A 19,039-nucleotide genomic window follows, 5' to 3' on the forward strand; every position below is an offset into this window, starting at 1 on the left:
TCGGTGAACGCCGTCTGGGCGGCGCCGGCGCCGAAGTTCAGCGTCCCCAGCCAGCGGTAGTAGGCACCGCACCATGAGGTCTTGCCGGTGTAACGTATATCGTGGCCCAGCAGGAAGCCCTTGAGCTGATGGCGGGCCTGGACGCGACTGTGGACCGCGTCTTCGCGCGCCCGCGACAAATCACGGATCGCTTCGTCGTCTGGATCGGGGATCCATACGGCGCTCAACTGCCCAGCGCGCGAGCACTCAGCCAATTACACGCTGTCACGCCCATCGGTCTTGACTCGATCGCCTGGGCGCCGCGGGATCTGCGATGGGGCAATGATTTCGCAGGTGTAGCCCTTGACCTTCAGCGCACGCTGCAGTCCGAACCCCGTCGGGCCAGCCTCGTACACGATGTGCAATTGCTCGGCGGTACCGACCTTCGCCAACACCTTCAGCAGCTTGTTCACGTCATGCGTGACCTTGCCGATCAAGCGCCCGGACGCTCGACCTGGCTCCGCCGCCGCCACGCTGATGCTGTCCTTGTGGACGTCCAAACCCACGTGAATCTTGCTACGCTCTTGCATGGCCGGTCTTCTTCTTGCTGACGACGCAAGTCACAGCATGTAGCTCTGCATTCTTGGATGCAACCTACGATGTTGGAGACTGGCCGCCTGCCTACTAGGGCGGCGACCATGATGCCTAGGCCCGCTGGCGGGAATCAAGACGGATTGGCCGGACGCTTGCCTTCTACGCGCGAAGGAGAGACGAGGTGATCGCGAAGCTTGACCCCGATGCGCCTAGGTTTATTTCATCACTGAGCTTAGGAACGCGCTAACGCCTCCGTGCGCTGTCGGCTTGTCTTGGTCTGACGAAGAGCTGTACGCCGCGGTCCACGTGCGGCAGATGGGACTCCAAGTCGATTTCGCCCCGGTGCGCCACGGACGCTTCGCTGGGGTAAGGCATCGCTTTCCCTCACGGGTCCCGGCATGAGCTTGGCGGAGAGCCACTCGTCAGCGGGCACCTCCACGTGGCAAAACTCTTCGGGGTTACTTTGAAGTTGCCCCGGATCCTTGATTGCGTTGCAAGTAGAGTCGATCTACGATCGCGGCGGCATCGACGTCATGTTTCGATATCCTGTTTCCGATGTCCCATGTGGTAAAACCGACGATCACCGTACGCCATTGGTTCTCGATCCGGGGATGATGGTTCAACGTGTTCAACGGCTTTACCATCGATTGGAGGAATTCGATCGCATCTTTGAAATTCTTGAACTGATATCCCCGTCGTAGTTCGTGTCGCGTGTACGGGTAGTCTCTCGGGATCGAGGTCTCAAACGGTTGCCAGCCGGGCAACGTAAGTAACGCGGCATCCAGTTCTTGCTCCGTTAGAGGCGGGGCCTTCTTTTCAGGATTTGGAAGCACGACCTCATCATCGACCTGCTGCAGACCATAAGTCCTGGTTAGGACGCGTACCAAGTTCGAAACATCGCTTTCCCAATTGTTGTCGTTGAGAACGAAATGATGATGTTGACGAAGAGTCGCGAGGCTCGCAGGAAGCGCCTCGACCGGCGGAAGCTCAAGCAAGCCACCGATCAACAACGGAATGATCTTTTTCTTGGTTTCCAGCGCACATTCGATCTCCAGCCGAACCCAATCGTCGCTGGCATCGAGTCGCCGACGGCCATATTGATCCGCCGCTCTGAGCCAGTTAGGACCTACTACGACAAGGGCAATCGTTGCTGCGTCCAACGCGCGCTTGAGGCGATCCGGCCAGACATCTCCGGAAGTGATCGACGAGATGTCCATGAAAACCTGCCCTAGCCCAAAGCGTTGTCTCAAATGAAAGTACAACGCGCGCACCGCGTCGTTTGCATCTGCGCGCCTATAGCTGACAAAAAGGTTTGGTTTAGACATGTGTTACTCCCAAGCGAGGCAGGGGAGGTCGACCCCGTTCGGACAATAAGTGACATAGCTCGGACTCCAGCCTTCGCCATTCGCCTCTTTTCTTGAATCGTGTCAGCAGCTCGACCGATGTCAGTCTCGGGCGAGATACGGCTCCGGAACGAGTAGCAACACCGCGGTTGGTACCCAGGATTTTTGCATGTCTCAACTCGCGGGACGGGTCTGCCCCCGCCTCGTGAGTCCCCGTGTCGAAGGCGTGGCGGCTTCAATCTCGCCTGAAACGAACGCAATGTCTGGGCCACGACTTGTCGTGGCTACTTCGATCCGCGGCCCGTTACAGGAAACGGACCCGAGTCACCCAGCGCACAGGCAACTTTATCCCACGCCAAACAGAAAAGCTCTTCCTCAATATTGGCTAGACATGTTGGTCGGTGCCCAGAGGTAGACCGCCGGTCTCCAACATCGTAGGTTGCACGCCGAGGCGTGTAGAGCTACACGCTGTGAGTTGCGTCGTCAGCAACAGGGAGACCGACCATGGAAGAGGGTACCAAGTTTCACGTGGGCCTGAATGTCCACAAGGACAGCGTCAGCATCGCCGCGGCCGAGTTGGGTCGTGCAGCAGGGATCGCTGCGGTGATGTGGCCGGGCACCGATAAGGCGGCGCCAACGGCCACTTGGCGGTGGCGTTCCAGAGCCTGCCCCGACGTGGCGAAACCCGCGCCAGCAAAGGCTCTCAGGGGCAGACCGTATCAAGCTACAAAACGGCCATTAGATCAGCCAAGTAAGAGAAGAACGTAGGTCCTTCATAGAGGGGAGTCGCGCTGTCGGCTCGTGGCTGATAATAATGAATCGCGCTAGAGCAAAAGCTTTACCGAGGAGAATCTAATGGACCTTTTTCGCAGGCGGGAGAAGGCTTTCATTGAGGGAATTCGCGAAGCGAATCCTGACGCAATTCAGCGGGTCGTGGACCTCTCTGGCGATGTGCAGGAGAGGGACTATCGGCCGCTCAGAGTCATGGTTTCCTCACCTCGCAATGGGCTAGCAGAAGAGCGGGACGCGTTAGTTGCCGCCCTTGCCGACGTATCGGACATGAGAGCCAAGCTATTCGAACAACTCGACTCCGGGCACTCGAACGAAGAAGAGTCCCGCAAGATGGCGGGAGAATGCGATATCTTTATAGCCATCTTTGATCCGGAGTATCACGGGATGTCCATTTTGGACGGCCCATCAAAGGGCAAGTACTACTCCGAAATTGAAATCGAAGAAGCGTTCAGACGGCAAGCGCTCCCTCCAAGTGACTGGCCATTGATATTTGTTTTCGTCAAAGGTCAATCAACACTGACTGGTTGGCACAACCTGTGCCTTCAAAAATACAACCTTGCTCCTACTGCTCGATTTGAGTCGACCGATGATCTTGTTGAGCGAGTCAAAGGGTTGCTGCTAAGACATAACATTGAGATTCGCTCAGCCAGGGTGCGTGGGCTTGCTGACCGCCTCCGAATCGTGAGGGAGGCCCTTACGAGAGCACAGGACTCAAATACCGCGGCAATAGGTGAACGTGATGGCCTGCGTCAGCAACTAGGAAGACTTCAGGAGATATTCCAAAGTGAATTGGAACGGCAAGCTGAAGTCCTAACGAAAGCCCACGCTCTGGCCCTGCAGCAGTTGCAGAATACCGGCCAACAGATCGAACAAATTTCCGAAGAACAGCGTGTGCGCTTCAACGCAGCTACGCAGGTTGCAAACGACGAGATTTCTCGACTTCAGACAGAATGTCGGGCTAGGACCTTCAACACCGTGCGCGCACTGGCTTTAGGCCTACTTGCAGGAGTAGTCCCTATCCTGACCGCGATTTTGATCGTCAGGGCAACAGAGTCTCCGTCGTCATTGGCCTCAATGTTAAGCCTAGTTGAGGCCTCCGCCGAAAAAATCGCTGCATCCATTGAACAACGTCCATTATTTGTGCAGACATTGGACATCGACCCGATGCTACTCGCCGCAAAGATTTCTTTAGCCAAAAAACTCAACAATGAATTCGATTGTGGACGCACTGGATCACGTAGCTGGGCTACCAATCTCTTATCCGATCCTATCCTTCAATTTGATGGGAACAGTGCCTGCCTATCCCCGGGGCCGGTAATTTTTGTAGCGAAGGCTACGGGCAATGATGCCTGTCAGTATAAAGATATCCGCGTTACTCAGGCATGGTGGAAAAAACTAGAGACGGTAGCCACCGAATCTGGCCTGAAGATTGAGCGAGTTCGTGTCATTGGGCACGCCTCCAATGAACCGATCAGCGCTTCCTGCGGACCCCTGATTATTCCCTCAGAAATGGTCCGGGCCCTCGCGGGTATCAATCGTGTTTTCGGCGCGGATGATCGAATCATTCGATCAAACGCGCAGCTCGCGTATGTTCGCGCATGGCACGTTCAGCAAGCCTTGGCTGAGCAGGCGCGTCCGGGTCTTTTCGAGATCGATACCCTTGGCTCACTGAGTTCCACGGGCAGCGCCCTCAGCAAGGACCGAGGCGTTTCACTAGCCATCTTTGTCTCTCGCAACTAGACCCCTTTTAAGATTCAGATTCAGATTGAGGGTCGCATCTCATATTCACGGTCGCCGTCCCCAGGGGAGACGGCCGGTGCGTATTCCGGCGAACGTGACTGACGATTCCGCTTGATCGTGCCCGGTCGTCATGCGAGCTGAGTTGCGCGTTCAGATTGTAGAAGCGGACGTTGGGTCTGTGCTCTTTTTCTTCGGATGGATCTTGACTCCTGCCGAACCGATTCACCCATGAGGGTGAGTCGGTGGTTTTGACGCATCAGGCGATCGAGGAACGCGTCGACGATGGTGGCGTCCTCCACCCAAGCATGCCAATGCTCGATCGGCAGTTGCGCGGTGATGGTGGGTGCCTTGCTGGCCGTTCGGTCGCCGATGATCTCGATCAGCTCGCTGCGGGACCTGCCGCGAACTACGACGAATAGTGCTCAATCAACAGGCCCAAATTGCAATAACTACTTGCTCCGGTCAGATCAGGAAAGAGCGAAAGATGGTTTATGTTCATCTTGTTCAGCATACGCAGGCAACTAATTCTCTCAGCCTCGGGGATGGTAAAGCGTGTCAGAATAGTTTGCTGTATGGAGCCTGCAAACTCCTTCTTGACCCAATTATCTATTGGTACGCCATCCGGTCCTCGTGTGAAGAGTCCTCCTTGGTTGACTAGCCTCGGATTTTCGTCCGACATCGGATGAATAAATTCCACAATGGGGGGGCGCGACGAGGAAGAATGCTTGGCGATCTCCGCAGAGCGCTCGGTGGCCGCCAAAGTCGACAAAGCCCAGATGCTTCTGTCCTTCCCATCTGAACTTGGTTCGTCTGCGAAGGCAAAGAATGCAGCGACAAACGGTGAAGCTGTCCAATCGAGTAGCGGAGTTGCAAGACCGAAGTGCTGGCCGAGAGCCCACCAGTCATTTTCAGTTAGCTCACGATTCGGGTGAACCCCGCGCCTCCCGCGAGTGGCCAACTGGAAGGTTCGTAGGTGCTTTTCGTATGCGGGTCGAAGCTTGCGAGAAATGACGTTATAGAAGCCGGCATGGCTTGTTGGCTTGCCCGCCCAAAGCAATCGGTCAAGTGTCGGACGCAATTGCCAGCTGGGATTTTTTTGACCACGCCACACTAAATGCCAATGGGGGCTCTCTTCAAGATGATTGTGAAAGCTCGTCCAAGAGGGGAGCGAAATTTCACGCACACCATCCTTGAGACGCGATTTGATCAGGGTCGGCTTCTCCGCCATATGGCGCTCCTTAGGTGATTCGCTCGACTTTTGGATCAAACTGTCCGATCGCGCTTTTTTCTGGTGCGGTCGGATCACAGCATTGCTTATTGAATTGGTGGCCGGATTAGGCCAACTTTCCTATCGCGGCCCTCTCGACTGTTCGCGAAAGCCCATGCGCTCGGATTTCAACCATTCTCTCCTCTAGCCGTTGGCGAATCAATCATTCGGGCCACGGCGGTCACTTGAGCGGCACCTGCTCTGAAATACCCCGCGACGGTATCCACGCTCCGATGCCCCGTCATCGCCATCGTCTCTTGCAACGGCATGTTTTGTCTGCCCGCCTCTGTGACGAACCCCGAGCGCAGCGAATGCGCCGAAAAATCCTCTCCCACCCCCGCCAGCGCGCACCGCGCCTTCACGATGTCCCGCACCGCGGTCCCCGACAGCCCGTCGGTGCCCAATTTGCCGTTCTTGAGGATGCGCCGGAAGAGGGGCCCCGAGCTGATGCCGCTGGCCTGGAGCCACGCGTCCAGCGCCACCGCCGCCGACCCGACCACCGGCTTCACGTCCTCCGAGCGGATCTTCCCGTTGTGGTTTGTCTTCGAACTGGCCAAGGTGTACAGATAGGCGCCTTCATCCCCGCGGTGCAGGTTCTCGAACACAGCCTCTGAGACTTCCGAGCGCCGGCGCCCGCCCGAGGCCCAGGCGAAGAGGAGGAGGGCGCGGTCGCGCTTTCCCTTGAGCGAGTCGTCACAGGTTTCCAGCACCGCCTCCAGCGGCTCCTTGGTCAGCGCACGCTGCTTGTGGGGCAGGGCGTTGCGCTTCGCATAGGCCTTTCGGGTCTTGCTCAGCAGCACCTTCACCGCCGGATCCACGCACGGATTGGCCTGTTTGGAAACGTGGTGCGCCATCGAGAGCACCGAGATCCGGTGCATCAGGGTGTTCAGCGCCGGCGCGCCGAGCTTTCCCTTGAAACCGGCTTCCACCAGCGCCTCGTCGATCTCGGGCGGCAACTGGTGCTCGAGGCCCGCCTTGGTCGAGCGCTGCGCATGGTCGACGATGAACTGAACGACCACAGGGACTGCAACCGGAAGCACCATCTGGCGCCCGTACCGCGCGCCGAACCAGGCCGCCCAGTAGCGCATGGCGGCGCGGTACGCCAGGCGCGTGTTGTCGGATTCGCCCTCGGCCATCAGGTCGTGGGCGGCTTCCTCGGCCATGTCGGACAGCTGGCCGGGATCGAGCAGCGCGTGGTCGCTTTTCAGGGGCACGAGGGCCTTGGAGACCTTGGGCACCTCAGACGGCGGCACTTTTTCAGCAGATTTCATGGACGACCTCCAGCGGCATTGGCTTCACGGACGGCGACGGGCGAAGTCCGCCTCGAGCCGCTTTGGTGTTATTTATCACACATGGCATGTATGATGTCTTACGTATATTCTACATCACTTCCGATAATCTATTATTATCGAAAGTGAAAACGGGATCCCGGAAGAACAGCGAATCGTGTCCGTCCGACCGTCCGGTGGCCGGGCCAGATCTGGAGGAAAGTCATGGAAAGTTCGAACGTCAGCACCTTCCCGCCGCGCGGCGGCCGCGGAATTCAAGAGGCCCAGGTCTGGGAAGCAGCAGATGCGCTGGTGCATGAAGGCCTGCGCCCGACCATCGAGCGCGTGCGCCAGAAGATCGGCAGCGGCTCAGTCGGGCGACAGCATTCGCTTTTGGAATGTGCAGGGATATGCGACAGCATTCAGTGAATGTTGGTCTTGCCCGGAAAGGAAGCAAAAGTCTTCCAAGGGTCGGAAAGCAAGCCTTTTGTGGACATGCCTGGGGGCTTCTGCTCAGCGACACGATTCACTTGGCTTCGGTCAAAGATGAAAGGTGTTTGAATGCTGTCGTCACCCGACAAGACAGCGTCTGACACCTGCAACACGCGATCAACATCTGGCAAGGAGCAATTGAGTGATTGATAACGTGCAGCACCCGATCAGATCGGGGCGCGGCGTACAGGAGTCGCAGGTTTGGGAAGCTGCCGACGCCTTGCTTCACGAGGGCCTTCGACCGACTATCGAGCGCGTGCGCCAGAAAATCGGCAGCGGCTCGCCCAACACCGTGAGCCCGATGCTGGAGCGCTGGTTCGCAACGCTCGGCAAACGTCTGGACGGTCATGGCGCCAACCTGGCCGACGGCGAAGCACAGCGGCTTCCACTGGTCATCGTTCAAGCTGCTCAGCACATCTGGGAAGCTGCCCGCCGCGAGGCCGACCAAGTTCAGCTCCAGAAGACAGAAGCCACGCAGCGCGAATTTGATCTGGAGCGCGAGGCTTTCATTCAGAAGGAAGCGAACCTGCAGCAGCGGGAATCGACTTTCGAGCAGGCCCGCTTGAAGCTCGACGAGGCTTTGGCATCGTCGCGCCAAGCCATTGAGGCAATGCAGGCGCAGATTCAAGCCCAACAGCAAGAGTCAGCACGCATCCTCCATGATTCGGAAGCGGAGATACGACGTCTGCGCAAGGCACTTGACGACGCCCTGGCCAGCAAGGAAGCCTTGAGAGAGAAAGCCGCGATGGAGCTTGAGGTCAAACGGCGCGCCGTAGAAGAAGCTGAAGAGCGCCACCTCGCGCAGGAGCGACGCCTTCTTTCCGAGGTCGATCGGGAGCGCATGGCCACGCGCCAGTCAGCAGCGGAACTCGACAAGGAACGCAAAGCGCGCGCAGCCGAAGTCGAAGCCGCGCGCAGGGCCCAAGACGCAGCGAAGGAGGAACTTGAGGGCGAAAAGGCATTGCATCGTGACGCGGCAACTGCTTGGGCACGCCAGGATCAGGAAGCGCGGCTCGAGCTCGTGACCCTTCGCGAACGCGCCGCCGGCGCGGAACGACGCATCGATGATCTCACCTCTCAATCGCAGCGAACCCGAGAGCAATCCGAGCGGGAGATCGCACAACTCAGGGAAAGCCATGCTTCGGCAGTCGCCGCGCTGCTCCGGTTCGAGGCGCGAGCTGAGCCGGCGGCCAAGACACCGCGGAAGCGAGCGACGATCGTTTCCAGGGGAGATTGACGGTCTACTGCGCCAGGAAGTGGGCATGCGACTGAGCGCGTGGCGGGTGGCTCGTTTGAAAAAGTCTGGCCAATCGGAGGCTGACTACGATCCAATGTCTTGCACAACCCTTTTTGCCGCGTCAGCATTGTCTCGGCGCCAGAAAAAAGCTATATAAATCAAGCACTTAAAAAATACAATGTGCCTTATGTTAAATAAGGCTAGTCACTGAAGTTGCCCCAGGTGCTCGGCGGCTCGGCCCAGTCCCGTCAACAATTTGCACAACAAACAGCCGTCTCCGCGACAACATTCGCACATCGGGTCAGCTTCTGAAAAGTATCGGGAATCCTGTCGCGACCACACATCGAGCGTAAATGAGCTCTTGAGGCCCCACAGAGCGGCAGCGGGAAGCCCTCCCCTCTCGAAAGCAGAGGCCTTCCGCTCGCGCCCCCCTCCTCTGTGGCGACAAGTTGCGAGCGACAGAGCGTCGATCGCCTTGATGCCGGATGAGCAGAGAGGAGATTAGAGGCGGATCGCTTTGCATTATCCCTTGCACATCGCGCCTCTGCTTCGGTGGGCAACGACAACGTGGCAGAGACCGCAGCAGCAGCGGCCACCGACAGGTCGGTCGCCCAGATTGAGGAGCGATTCGACCTGGTGTTGCGGGCCCGGCCACAGATGGACGGTGATGCCGGCATGGTTGTGAAGACGCTGGGAACGGCCCGACGAATCCTGGTCGCCAGCCCGGCCTACCTTGACCGCAACGGCAGGCCTGCCAACCCATCAGAGATTTCCAACTTCGACGTGGTGAGCCAACTGGGCGACCAGCAGGACGGCGCGGCGGTCTGGTCGGTCACGAGCAGCGCCGGCGAGCAGGCCCGCGTCCCTCTCAGCCCACGCCTGGTATCCAGCGACCTGCGGGTGCAGCACCAGGCTACGCTACATGGCATCGGCATCGTGCTGATGCCCGAACCCATCGTCGCCGAGGCGCTACGCAGCCGCGCGCTCGAACAGGTGCTTTCTGAGTGGTCTGCCGGCGAAAACCTGATTCACCTCGTGTATCCGCCGCCTCGCGGCATGCTGCCGTCCGTGCGCAGCCTCATCGACCACCTGGTGGAGCATCTGCCCAAGGCCATTCACGATACGCCGGCTTAGCCGCCCTCAAGCCTGCGCCGACGTGTCGCGCTGGCCCAGGCGCTCCTGCAGGAACTCGATGAATCGCTGCACTTTGGCGGGCAGTAGCCGCGTTTCAGTCAGCGCGTAGACCGGCGTCGACTTGCCCTCCCAGTCCGTCAGTATCCGCTGCAGGCGACCTGCGGCTACATCCTCCGCCACGATTTCCTCGGGCAGCAGCACGACGCCCAAGTCCAGCGTGGCCAAGCGACGGAAAATGCCGACGCTGTTGACCAGGAAGCGCCCGCCGACTTCGACCTGCACCGATTCGGCGCCACGGTGCAGTTCCCAGGTCGCGGCCTTCGCAAAGCCAAGGCACTCGTGCTGCGAGAGGTCTAACGGATGGGTTGGCTCGCCCGCGACCTTCAGGTAGCCAGGCGAGGCATAGGCCTGCACCGACAGCCGCGCCAGCAACCGGGCAATCAGGTTCGAGTTGGGCAGTTCGCCCATGCGGATGGCCACGTCGAACGGCTCGGAGACAAGGTCCACACGCCTCGGCGTCAGATCGAAGTCGAAGGCGATGCCGGGATATCGGCGCGCAAATTCCGCCACCAGGGGGCGCCATGTAGATGGTCGCGAAGTCCACCGGTAGCGATGCGCGCAGAACGCCGCTGGGCTGAGCCAGCATCTCGCCCAACTGCTCGTGCGCGATGCGAGCTTCGTCCACGATGCGCCGGCAGCGCTCGTAGTAGACCTGGCCGGCCTCGGTCAGCTCGACCTTGCGCGTCGTGCGATGCAGCAGTCGCAAGCCGATGGCCTTCTCCAGCGCGCTGATGCGGCGCGACAGCGTCGAGTTGGGCGCCCCGGTCACATCGGCAGCCCCGCGAAAGCTGCGGGCGTGGGCCACTTCCACGAACAGCGCCATGTCGTTCAGCAATTCCAAATAGATTGCGCCAAATTTGAACCAATGTTTGCCAATTTACCGTATTTATCTCTCAGTGGGAATAAACGAACATTAGCCACCAAATTGAAGGATTGACCATGAAGCAACTTCTCACCCCCGTCCGCATCGGCCGCCTCGTCGCCCCGAACCGTGTCGTCATGGCGCCGATGACCCGCTCCCGCGCGAGCGACGGCGGCGTCGCCGGCGACATGACTGTCGCGTACTACGCGCAGCGCGCCAGTGCCGGGCTCATCATCACCGAGGGTGTCTTCCCCTCTGCCATGGGAAAGGGCTACGTACATACGCCGGGCATCGAGACCGAAGTGCAGGTGGCGGCGTGGAAGAAGGTGACTGAGACCGTGCACGCTCGCGGCGGACGTATCTTCATGCAGCTCATGCACTGCGGCCGGGTCTCGCACCCCTCGCTGCTGAACGGCGCCATCCCCGTGGCCCCTTCTGCCATCAAGCCCGAAGGGCAGGCCTGGACCCCCGTCGGTCAGGTCGACTTCGTCACGCCACGCGAGCTGAGCCTGGAAGAGATTGCCGGTGTCATCGACGACTACAGGCAAGCAACCCGGCGCGCCATCGAAGCTGGCTTCGACGGTGTCGAACTGCACGCGGCATCGGGCTACCTGCCGGAGCAGTTCCTGTCCTCCGGCAGCAACCAGCGGCAGGACCTGTACGGTGGCTCGGTCGAGAACCGGGCGCGCTTCGTCCTGGATGTGCTCGACGCCATGGCGGCCGAAGCCGGTGCCGACCGCGTCGGCATCAAGATTTCTCCGGAGATGAACTACAACAGCATCTCCGATGCGGCTCCGCAAGAGACCTACACCTACCTGGTCGACAAGCTGAAGGGTTGGGGCCTGGCCTACCTGCACGTGGCCCTGTTCGGCACGACAAAGGTCGACTATCACGCGCTGCTGCGGTCACAGTTCGAAGGCGCTTACCTGATTGGCAGCGGCCTCACGCAGGAAGCCGCCGAGACGCTGCTCAAGGAAGACAAGGCCGATGCCACTGTGTTCGGCGCGCCGTTCCTCGCTAATCCGGACCTGCCGGAACGCTTCCGGGTAGGCGCAGAGCTCAATGCGCCGGACCGCACCACCTTCTTCGCACCGCCGACCGCCAAGGGCTACATTGACTACCCAGCGCTGGTCCCCGCCGAGGTCGATTGAAGTGGCTTAACGCCACGAGGAGCCTATGCCATGACCGCCACCATCGCCCGCATGCAGCGCGCCAATCGGGGAACGCAGTTCCGCGCCTACCGCCTGCACGGCGCTGACCCCGCGCAGCTCGACCCCTTCATGGGCATCGACCACGCCTGGATGAGCGCACCCACGTTCCCGCCACATCCTCATGCGGGATTCTCTGCAGTGACCTACCTGTTTCTCGATTCGGAGACGGGCATTGCGAACCGCGATTCGCAGGGCAACAGGACCCTGATTGAACCCGGTGGCCTGCACTGGACGGCCGCAGGGCGCGGCGTGGTGCATGAAGAGAACCCTGCGGTGCTGGGGAGCACAACGCACCTGCTGCAAATCTTCGTGAACCTGCCTGAAGACCGCCAGACGGAGGCGCCGTTCGCGTTGACCTTGCGGCCACAGGATGTGCCCGTCGTGCAGCGCCCCGGTGCGCGTGTGCGCGTGCCCTTGGGCAGCTTCGGTGGCGTTCGCTCGCCACTGACACCGCCGACCGACGTCACCTTGCTGGACGTCACGCTGGAGGAAAACGCCGAACTCGAGGTGACCGTCCCAGCGGGGCAGCGCGCCTTCTTCATGCCGGTCTTCGGCAGCGCCGAAGTCGATGGCCAGAGCTTCGGCCTGGACGACCTGGGGGCGCCCATCATGCCGACCGGCGCCGATGCGACGGCCCACAGGCTCGTGGCCAAGGCGGGCAGCGCCAAGGTCGCCGTCTTCATCGGCAAGCCGCTGGAGCAACCTGTCCTGTCGAATGGCCCGATGGCCTTCGCAAGCCGGGACAACCTGGCCGCAGCGGCGGCCGCCTATCACCGTGGCGATATGGGACGCCTGTAAGGGGCAGCCACACACTCCGGGGCAGGTGGCCCATCCGCCCCATTCACATCCAAGGAGCTACATCATGAAGTCTGAACAATTCACCGCCGAGAACTCTGCTTTGCTGCTCATCGACCACCAGGTCGGCACCATGCAACTCATCAAGAACATCGACAAGGAACTCGCTGCCAAGCAGTCGATTGCCTTGGCCAAGATGGCGAAGATTCTGAACATGCCGGTCGTCATCACGTCCAGCCAGGAAGACCGGGCGCAGGGCCCCATCCTTCCGGAGATTGCGCAAATCCTCCCGGAAGCACATGCGGCACGCGTCAAGCGTCCGGGCGTCGTCAACGCCTGGGCCTACCCTGACTTCAAGAAGGCCGTGCTCGCGACTGGGCGCAAGAACCTCATCATGGCCGGCGTGACCACCGACGTCTGTCTCATCTTCCCTGCCATCGACGCAGCGAAGGAAGGTTTCGGCGTGCAGGCCGTGATGGATGCATCGGGCTCCCCGAGCGATTTGAGCGAAGAGTTCTCGCGCCAACGCATGCACGATGCCGGTGTCGTTCTGACCGCCACGAACACGCTTATGGCGGAAATCGCGCAGGACTGGTCCACCCCCACAGGCCAGCAGCTCATCGGGTTGCTGTTCTCCGACGTGTTCCCGGCCCTGGGCGCCAGCATCTCCTGAGCCATACCTGAGACGGCCGCATCGTGCAGGCTCTGAAGCATCCCCACGTGGTCTTCATGCGAAAGGACGAGATCGCGCGTTGGGCCATGGCGCATGGCCGATACACCCACAGTGAGCCGACGAATTGGCCAAAGGAACTGAAATGACCTCCACGACAAACCTGCGCAGGACTGATGCCTACGGTACGGTCCATGGTGTCCCCCAACTACCCGATGGTTTCACCAGCGTCTTCGACAGCTACCTCGTCCAGAGCGGCATGCTGAACCTGCATGTCGTGATCGGCGGCGAGGGCCCGCCGCTGCTGCTGCTCGGCGGCTGGCCGCAGAGCTGGTACACGTGGCGGCACCTGATGATGCCCCTCTCGAAGCGTTTCACCGTGATTGCGGCGGACCCGCGCGGCGTGGGCGTCTCCGACAAGCCCGAGGGCGGTTACGACTCCACAAGCCTGGCCGGTGACATGTTCGCGCTGATGGATGCGCTGGGGAACGACAGATTCGCCATGGTCGGTCACGACATCGGCATGTGGGTGGGCTATGCCATGGCCCACGAGCAGCCCAGGCGCATCGTGCGCATCGCGCTGGGCGAGGCGAACATCCCCGGCATCTCGTCCTCCCTGCCGCTGCTTCCTGAAGCACGCGGCGTGAGCGACTTCCTCTGGCACTTCAACTTCAACCGCGCCTTGGGCGTGAACGAGGAACTGGTCGTCGGACGCGAAGCCATCTACTTCGGCCATCAGTTCGAGACCAAGGCCGCTTCGCCCGAGGCCATTCCCAAGTACGCCAAGGATTTCTACATCAGCCTGCTGGCCCGGGACCGCAACGCACTGCGCGCGAGCTTCGATTACTACCGCGCCCTCGACGAGGTGATCCCGCAGACGCGTGAGCGAATGAAGCGCAAGCTCACGCTGCCGGTGCTGGCATTCGCCGGTGAATTGGCATGCAACACGATGGTGGAGGACGAGCTGCGGACGGTGGCCGAAGACGTGAGCTCAATCATCATCCCCGGCAGCGGCCACTTTCCCGCCGAAGAAAAGCCGCAGGAACTGCTGCAGGCTCTTGAAAGGTTCCTGGAACCTTATGCGCGCAGCGGCGACTGAGGTTCGGGTGTGTCAGCGCCGGTTGAACTTTGACCGGTGGATCAATTTTCGGCCGGCGCCAACACGAGTACACCTTGATCGGCGAGAGCAGGTCCCCGCACGAGTTGGACGATCTTCTCGACGAGGTGGAAAACGAGGAATGGGAAACCCTGCGTCACTACCAACCCCGATTGCTTCGACCGGCGCGCCGTCAACCGAAGGCTCGCCGCCTCGGCTGCGCAATCTCAGGAAAGGTAGGCCCCCATGAGAGTCACCGTTCAGGTTCGCATTAAGGGAGCAGCGTCGCGTCCCTCCACCGTGCGGCTTCACACCATCGATGGTCCATGTGACCAGGTGCAGGACGTCGGACTTGCCCTCGGCGACCCAACGTTCAAATGAACCCAAATGCGACTTCCCCGTATCTTTGGACAACTGAGTCCCTCACCTGGTCGGGGGAATCGTTCGCCGAACAAGAGGCGGCAAGACTTTGGTGGTACCTGCCGGAGGCGCTTCAAGCCATCGCAAGAAGAGAAATTGGTGCGGGCAACACCCCGAAGGCTTTGCAGCTCGACCGTAAGACGTTCGTGTCAGTCATGACGTTTTCCAAGCCGCCATCGGTGCCATTCACGCCCGAACCTGGTGTCTCCGTGCACACCACCTATGCGCCAGGGAACTACTGCTATGACGGCACCGCATGCACGTACGAGCTGACCAATCCTCGCGGATTTCTATGCTTTGACGACCCAGCCTATGGAGATGATTCCTCGGTGGACTGAATGGCAGTAGAAGACGGTCATCGACCGGTTGAATCCGCAGCCAGCAGTAGACCTTCGAGCGTCCCTCAGAATATCTCCCCCGAGGTGACCGTACTGGCTGACGGTCAAAATGAGGCAAACAGATAAAGGGCTCGTGTGGGCGGCGAAATCCTATTCACCATTGGGGCAATGCTGGGCGGAGCAGCGCTCCTGCACCTAATGTATCGAAGCTGGCGAGCCTCGACTCGCCCTTACGCCCTGCCAACTCTTGCATGCTCGGTTGGGGCAGGTTTTTGGTTCGGCTATGACACGCCGCTTCACAACTACTGCACCATCTTCTTGGTGGGCTTCTTGCTTGGGGCCATCGTCTTTTGTCTACACGCCGCAGCCATCAAGGCGCTCATTGAGAGAGTGCGATAAGGTCCCAGCCATCCTCATAAGATGAGGCGAGGAGCTGCGAGGCTGGAAGGACGACCAAGCCCAACGGCTGCTTCCGAGCAAGGCGTACGGCGGCTACGGGGCCCACTCCGGCTGTACAGATTTCTCCGAAGCGGCTGTTCGTTCCCTGCTCGTGGGAGTGAAATGGGTCGACTAAAGACTCCTGAGCATGGCTCTACGGACCTCACGTCGCCCTTTATTCGCCCTCCAATTTGCGGAAGACAGGGCTTCCTTGCCTTGGGCGACTGTTTGACTGTTTGCGGATTTATTTAGTTGTTTGCACATTTAATAAGTTATTCGCGCATCTATTTACTTAGAACAAGGAGGACATCCCTCTAGAGCTTACTTGTCCAGGTCGATTTCTCCGAGTCGCTTGACCCAAAGGTTCCATGAGCGCGGAATCTGCCCATCGTTCATGTCCGACGAAAGCTGGGCCTCCTCCTTGTTCAGGAAAGTGATCTCGCCCAAGCTGCTGGCCGCAAGTTGCAACTTGGCGTTGACTTCAGCGTAGATTGCACGGTACACGGCCTGCTCGAGCGAGGTGCCGACGACCGTGGAGCCATGGCCACGCATCAGTACGCAACTGTGGTTGCCAAGCGACTTCGCCAAGGCCGCACCGAGATAGGAACTGCTGATCAGCATGTCGGTGTTGCCACCCGCTTCACGGATCTCGAAGTGCGCCGATCCTTCGCTGAGGAAGCCTGACATGTGAAACACTGGCTTCAGCGCGTTCTTGGTGATCGCGAACGGGATCACGCTCTGCGAATGGCTGTGCACAACGGCCATGACATCGGGCCTGGCACGGTAGATCTCGCCATGGATAAAGCGCTCCAGATAAGGTCGTTCCTTCTGTTCCGACAGCGTAGTGCCGTCGTAGTCATAGACCGTGATGTCCTGTCGGCGCACCATCCCTGGCGCGCGGTTGCACGAGAGCAGGAAGGCACCTGGCTCGCTGTCGTGACGCACGCTGACGTGACCGAGGCCATCGACGATGTTCTGGTCGTACAGGATGCGACTGGCGTACACAACGCGGTCGACGAGGTCTGAGGAAGGCGGTTGGATAGCCATTGTTTGTTCTCCTATATTAGTGCAGTGCAGCCTGAGGAAGTGTCCGGACTAGGTCGGTACGTATTTTTCGCCTAAGCCCCTATGCGTGCAACCGCGCAAGCTGACAACAAATACCGCGTTCTTCCATAGCGGAGGCAAATGGAGGTCCCACGGTGGCAAAGCCTGATCTTGAATGGTTTGACTGTGTTCGACGACGTGTCTAAACCCGCGAGAGTCTCCAAAGCGGCTGAGCGACTTGGGATACTATCCGCCGCCCCATGCCGCGCTCCGTGCCCAGACCCACTCGACCAACCTGCGGCTCCTAGGCGGCTACCGGACCATCGCCCGGGAAGCGGCCGCACGCCCACAGCTAGCTCCACTGCTGGATCGCAGACCACCCCATCCGGCGCGGTGGTGAAGTGATTGCAGCGGAGAGCCTGCCTTCCATCCCAACGGAGTCATGTAGACCCTCCTCGGCTGAGTAAGGCATGCTTCGACACAAATTCCACTTGTCTGCATGCCGGATTCAGATGGGATCGGCACGGGCGAGCAGTCGACGTAGCCTGGCACCTCTGTGGTCACACCCAGCTTGCGCATGCAGTACCAGGCCACGGCCGAGTTGCTGGTAATGACAGGCCGCCCCAGGGACTGCTCCAGCGACTCGACGGCTTCGGCGGTTCGCACGGTAGTGCAACTCAGGACGTATGCGTCGGATTGGGCATGGGCATGGCTCAGAGCAAAAGCCTGCCAGGCCTCGGGTGTGACAGCCATCATTTCGCGGCCGGTGCTGCAACCCAAACCAGCGTTTCCAAGGACGTCGAACCCGCGGTGCACGAAGTAGGCTGCCTCCCGCTCATTGACTGCCGCCAAGTAGGGCGAAAGCAGAACCACACGGCGGGCTTTCAAGTCCTCCAGGGCAGCCACCAGGGCTTGCGACGTCGCCACGGCCGGCAACCTCGTGGCGCCCTCGATCCGCTCAAGGATAGAAGCTTCCAGCTCGGTACTGTAGGTCGAGGCCGCAGTACAGTGGAACACCACGACATCCACGCCAGCGTCCGCGAGCAATTCAGATGCGACTTCGACGTCGCGGATCATGCCCATCAAGGCCTGCTCCGAGCTATCCACTAGCTTAAGTCGCGTGACAGCGATGCCGATGTCTGCGGGAAGCATTGCCCGCAGTTGGGGCTCGGCAGCCTGGTTCACGGAGGGCAGGAGCAAGCCGACCCGCCCGCGCGATCCGTAGTCAAGGGTCCTAGTCATACGGGGCCTTCCCCTAGTTCATCTTCAGGCCAAGTTCCTTGATCAGGGGAGCGTACTTGGCGGATTCCCTACGGATGGTTTCGTCCATTTCTTCCGGGGTGGTACCCCCCGTTTCGAGCCCAAACGCCATGAGTTGGTCCTTGACGTCCTTGCGCTGCACCACTTCGACGACGTCCTTGTTGATCCTGTCGATGATCGGTCTGGGCGTACCGGCAGGCGCCGACAGCGCATTCCACATCACCAGTTCGTAACCCTTGAGCCCCGCCTCCGCCAGCGTCGGCACGTCGGGCAACGCCGCCGAGCGGGCTGAGCCAGTGGTGGCCAACGCGCGGATCTTGCCGGACTGGATGTGCGGAACATTGGCGGCAATGCCGTCGAAGCTGACCTGGACGTCGCCGGAGAGCATTCCCTTGACCACCTCCGATGCGCCGCGGTAGGGCACGTGGACGAGCTTTGTCTCGGTTTGTCGCCTGAACAGCTCTCCCGAGAGTTGCGTGGACGTGGTGCTCGATCCGTAGTTGATGCCACCGGGATTGGCCTTGGCAGCAGCCACCAGATCGGCAACGGTCTTGAAGGATGTTCGGTCCGTTGCGGTAAGGACCAGCGACTGCCGGGCCACGATCGAGATGGAAGCGAAGTCCTTAATCGGATCGTATGGCAGTCGCGAGTAGAGCGCCGGATTGAGGGTGTATGTGGAGTCCAGGGGCATAAACAGCGTGTAGCCATCGGGTGCGGCCCGGGCCGCCTCTTGCGCGGCAATCAGCGTGTTGGCGCCGCCTTTGTTGTCGACGACGACGGGTTGCCCCCACTTCTCCGACAGACGCTGTGCGATTGCTCGTCCCAACACGTCCGCCGGCCCGCCGGCGGGGAAGGGGATGATCAATCGAACCGGCCTGGCCGGGTAGTTCGCGACAGGCTGGGCCTGTGTCGCAGTGGTCAGACTGGAGAAAGCCAAAACGGGAGCGAGCAGCGCAGTGCGCTGCGCTAAGCGGCGCAGCAGACGGAACATCAGCATGA

General features: G+C 60.2%; 16 protein-coding genes and 2 pseudogenes. 9 read left to right on the top strand and 9 right to left on the bottom strand.

Going from position 1 to position 19,039, the window contains the following annotated elements; translation table 11 throughout:
* Positions 1-254 precede the first annotated feature (254 nt).
* Positions 255-569 (bottom strand): hypothetical protein, encoded by a 315-nt coding sequence (locus QTI17_RS28680; protein ID WP_286537067.1) that lies wholly within the window; start codon positions 567-569, stop codon positions 255-257.
* Positions 570-1,031: 462 nt separating this feature from the next.
* Positions 1,032-1,898 carry a 4a-hydroxytetrahydrobiopterin dehydratase gene (locus QTI17_RS28685; protein WP_286537069.1) on the bottom strand — a complete coding sequence of 289 codons (867 nt, stop codon included), beginning with the start codon at positions 1,896-1,898 and terminating at the stop codon, positions 1,032-1,034.
* 873 nt (positions 1,899-2,771) lie between these two features.
* Here QTI17_RS28685 and QTI17_RS28690 point away from each other — a divergent pair.
* Entirely contained in the window at positions 2,772-4,448 is a 1,677-nt protein-coding gene (locus QTI17_RS28690; protein WP_286537071.1) for a DUF4062 domain-containing protein, read from the top strand.
* 128 nt (positions 4,449-4,576) lie between these two features.
* Here QTI17_RS28690 and QTI17_RS28695 read toward each other — a convergent pair whose 3' ends face one another.
* The 3 genes from QTI17_RS28695 to QTI17_RS28705 all read right to left on the bottom strand — a co-directional run bounded on the left by QTI17_RS28695 (position 4,577) and on the right by QTI17_RS28705 (position 6,986).
* A complete protein-coding gene (locus tag QTI17_RS28695; protein ID WP_286537185.1) occupies positions 4,577-4,831 on the bottom strand; it encodes an ATP-binding protein in 255 nt (84 codons plus the stop codon).
* Positions 4,832-4,854: 23 nt separating this feature from the next.
* Positions 4,855-5,676, bottom strand: a complete 822-nt coding sequence (locus tag QTI17_RS28700) for an FRG domain-containing protein (protein WP_286537073.1) — start codon at positions 5,674-5,676, stop codon at positions 4,855-4,857.
* 167 nt (positions 5,677-5,843) lie between these two features.
* Positions 5,844-6,986 (bottom strand): site-specific integrase, encoded by a 1,143-nt coding sequence (locus tag QTI17_RS28705; protein ID WP_503011124.1) that lies wholly within the window; start codon positions 6,984-6,986, stop codon positions 5,844-5,846.
* Between the two features lie 222 nt (positions 6,987-7,208).
* Here QTI17_RS28705 and QTI17_RS28710 point away from each other — a divergent pair.
* The 3 genes and pseudogenes from QTI17_RS28710 to QTI17_RS28720 form a co-directional block, all read left to right on the top strand.
* Positions 7,209-7,382 (top strand): annotated as a pseudogene (locus QTI17_RS28710) (DNA-binding protein); the annotation flags it as partial.
* 235 nt (positions 7,383-7,617) lie between these two features.
* Positions 7,618-8,712: a DNA-binding protein gene (locus QTI17_RS28715; protein WP_286537076.1), complete on the top strand. Its 1,095-nt coding sequence runs from the start codon at positions 7,618-7,620 to the stop codon at positions 8,710-8,712.
* 552 nt (positions 8,713-9,264) lie between these two features.
* The gene (locus tag QTI17_RS28720) at positions 9,265-9,846 is read left to right on the top strand and encodes a LysR substrate-binding domain-containing protein (protein WP_286537077.1); all 582 of its coding nucleotides are present in this window, start codon (positions 9,265-9,267) and stop codon (positions 9,844-9,846) included.
* 6 nt (positions 9,847-9,852) lie between these two features.
* On the opposite strand, the pseudogene QTI17_RS28725 reads toward QTI17_RS28720, so the two are convergent.
* A pseudogene (locus tag QTI17_RS28725) lies at positions 9,853-10,747 on the bottom strand (LysR family transcriptional regulator).
* Positions 10,748-10,845: 98 nt separating this feature from the next.
* On the opposite strand from QTI17_RS28725, the gene QTI17_RS28730 reads away from it, so the two are divergent.
* The 5 genes from QTI17_RS28730 (at position 10,846) to QTI17_RS28750 (ending at position 15,298) form a co-directional block, all read left to right on the top strand.
* Positions 10,846-11,919, top strand: a complete 1,074-nt coding sequence (locus QTI17_RS28730; RefSeq protein WP_286537078.1) for an alkene reductase — start codon at positions 10,846-10,848, stop codon at positions 11,917-11,919.
* A gap of 30 nt (positions 11,920-11,949) precedes the next feature.
* Entirely contained in the window at positions 11,950-12,777 is an 828-nt protein-coding gene (locus QTI17_RS28735) for a pirin family protein (RefSeq protein ID WP_286537079.1), read from the top strand.
* Between the two features lie 64 nt (positions 12,778-12,841).
* Positions 12,842-13,447, top strand: a complete 606-nt coding sequence (locus QTI17_RS28740) for an isochorismatase family protein (protein ID WP_286521291.1) — start codon at positions 12,842-12,844, stop codon at positions 13,445-13,447.
* Positions 13,448-13,589: 142 nt separating this feature from the next.
* Entirely contained in the window at positions 13,590-14,543 is a 954-nt protein-coding gene (locus tag QTI17_RS28745) for an alpha/beta fold hydrolase (RefSeq protein ID WP_286521292.1), read from the top strand.
* A gap of 374 nt (positions 14,544-14,917) precedes the next feature.
* Positions 14,918-15,298 carry a hypothetical protein gene (locus QTI17_RS28750; RefSeq protein ID WP_286537080.1) on the top strand — a complete coding sequence of 127 codons (381 nt, stop codon included), beginning with the start codon at positions 14,918-14,920 and terminating at the stop codon, positions 15,296-15,298.
* 759 nt (positions 15,299-16,057) lie between these two features.
* Here the strand turns inward: QTI17_RS28750 and QTI17_RS28755 are convergent.
* The 3 genes from QTI17_RS28755 to QTI17_RS28765 all read right to left on the bottom strand — a co-directional run bounded on the left by QTI17_RS28755 (position 16,058) and on the right by QTI17_RS28765 (position 19,037).
* A complete protein-coding gene (locus tag QTI17_RS28755; protein WP_286537081.1) occupies positions 16,058-16,783 on the bottom strand; it encodes a class II aldolase/adducin family protein in 726 nt (241 codons plus the stop codon).
* A gap of 309 nt (positions 16,784-17,092) precedes the next feature.
* Positions 17,093-17,965, bottom strand: a complete 873-nt coding sequence (locus QTI17_RS28760) for a maleate cis-trans isomerase family protein (protein ID WP_286537082.1) — start codon at positions 17,963-17,965, stop codon at positions 17,093-17,095.
* A 70-nt stretch (positions 17,966-18,035) separates the two neighbouring features.
* On the bottom strand, positions 18,036-19,037 hold the full coding sequence (locus tag QTI17_RS28765; protein WP_286537083.1) for a Bug family tripartite tricarboxylate transporter substrate binding protein: 1,002 nt from the start codon (positions 19,035-19,037) through the stop codon (positions 18,036-18,038).
* Positions 19,038-19,039: the final 2 nt, after the last annotated feature.

Source organism: Variovorax sp. J31P179 (assembly GCF_030316985.1).
Classification (GTDB): domain Bacteria; phylum Pseudomonadota; class Gammaproteobacteria; order Burkholderiales; family Burkholderiaceae_C; genus Variovorax; species Variovorax ginsengisoli_B.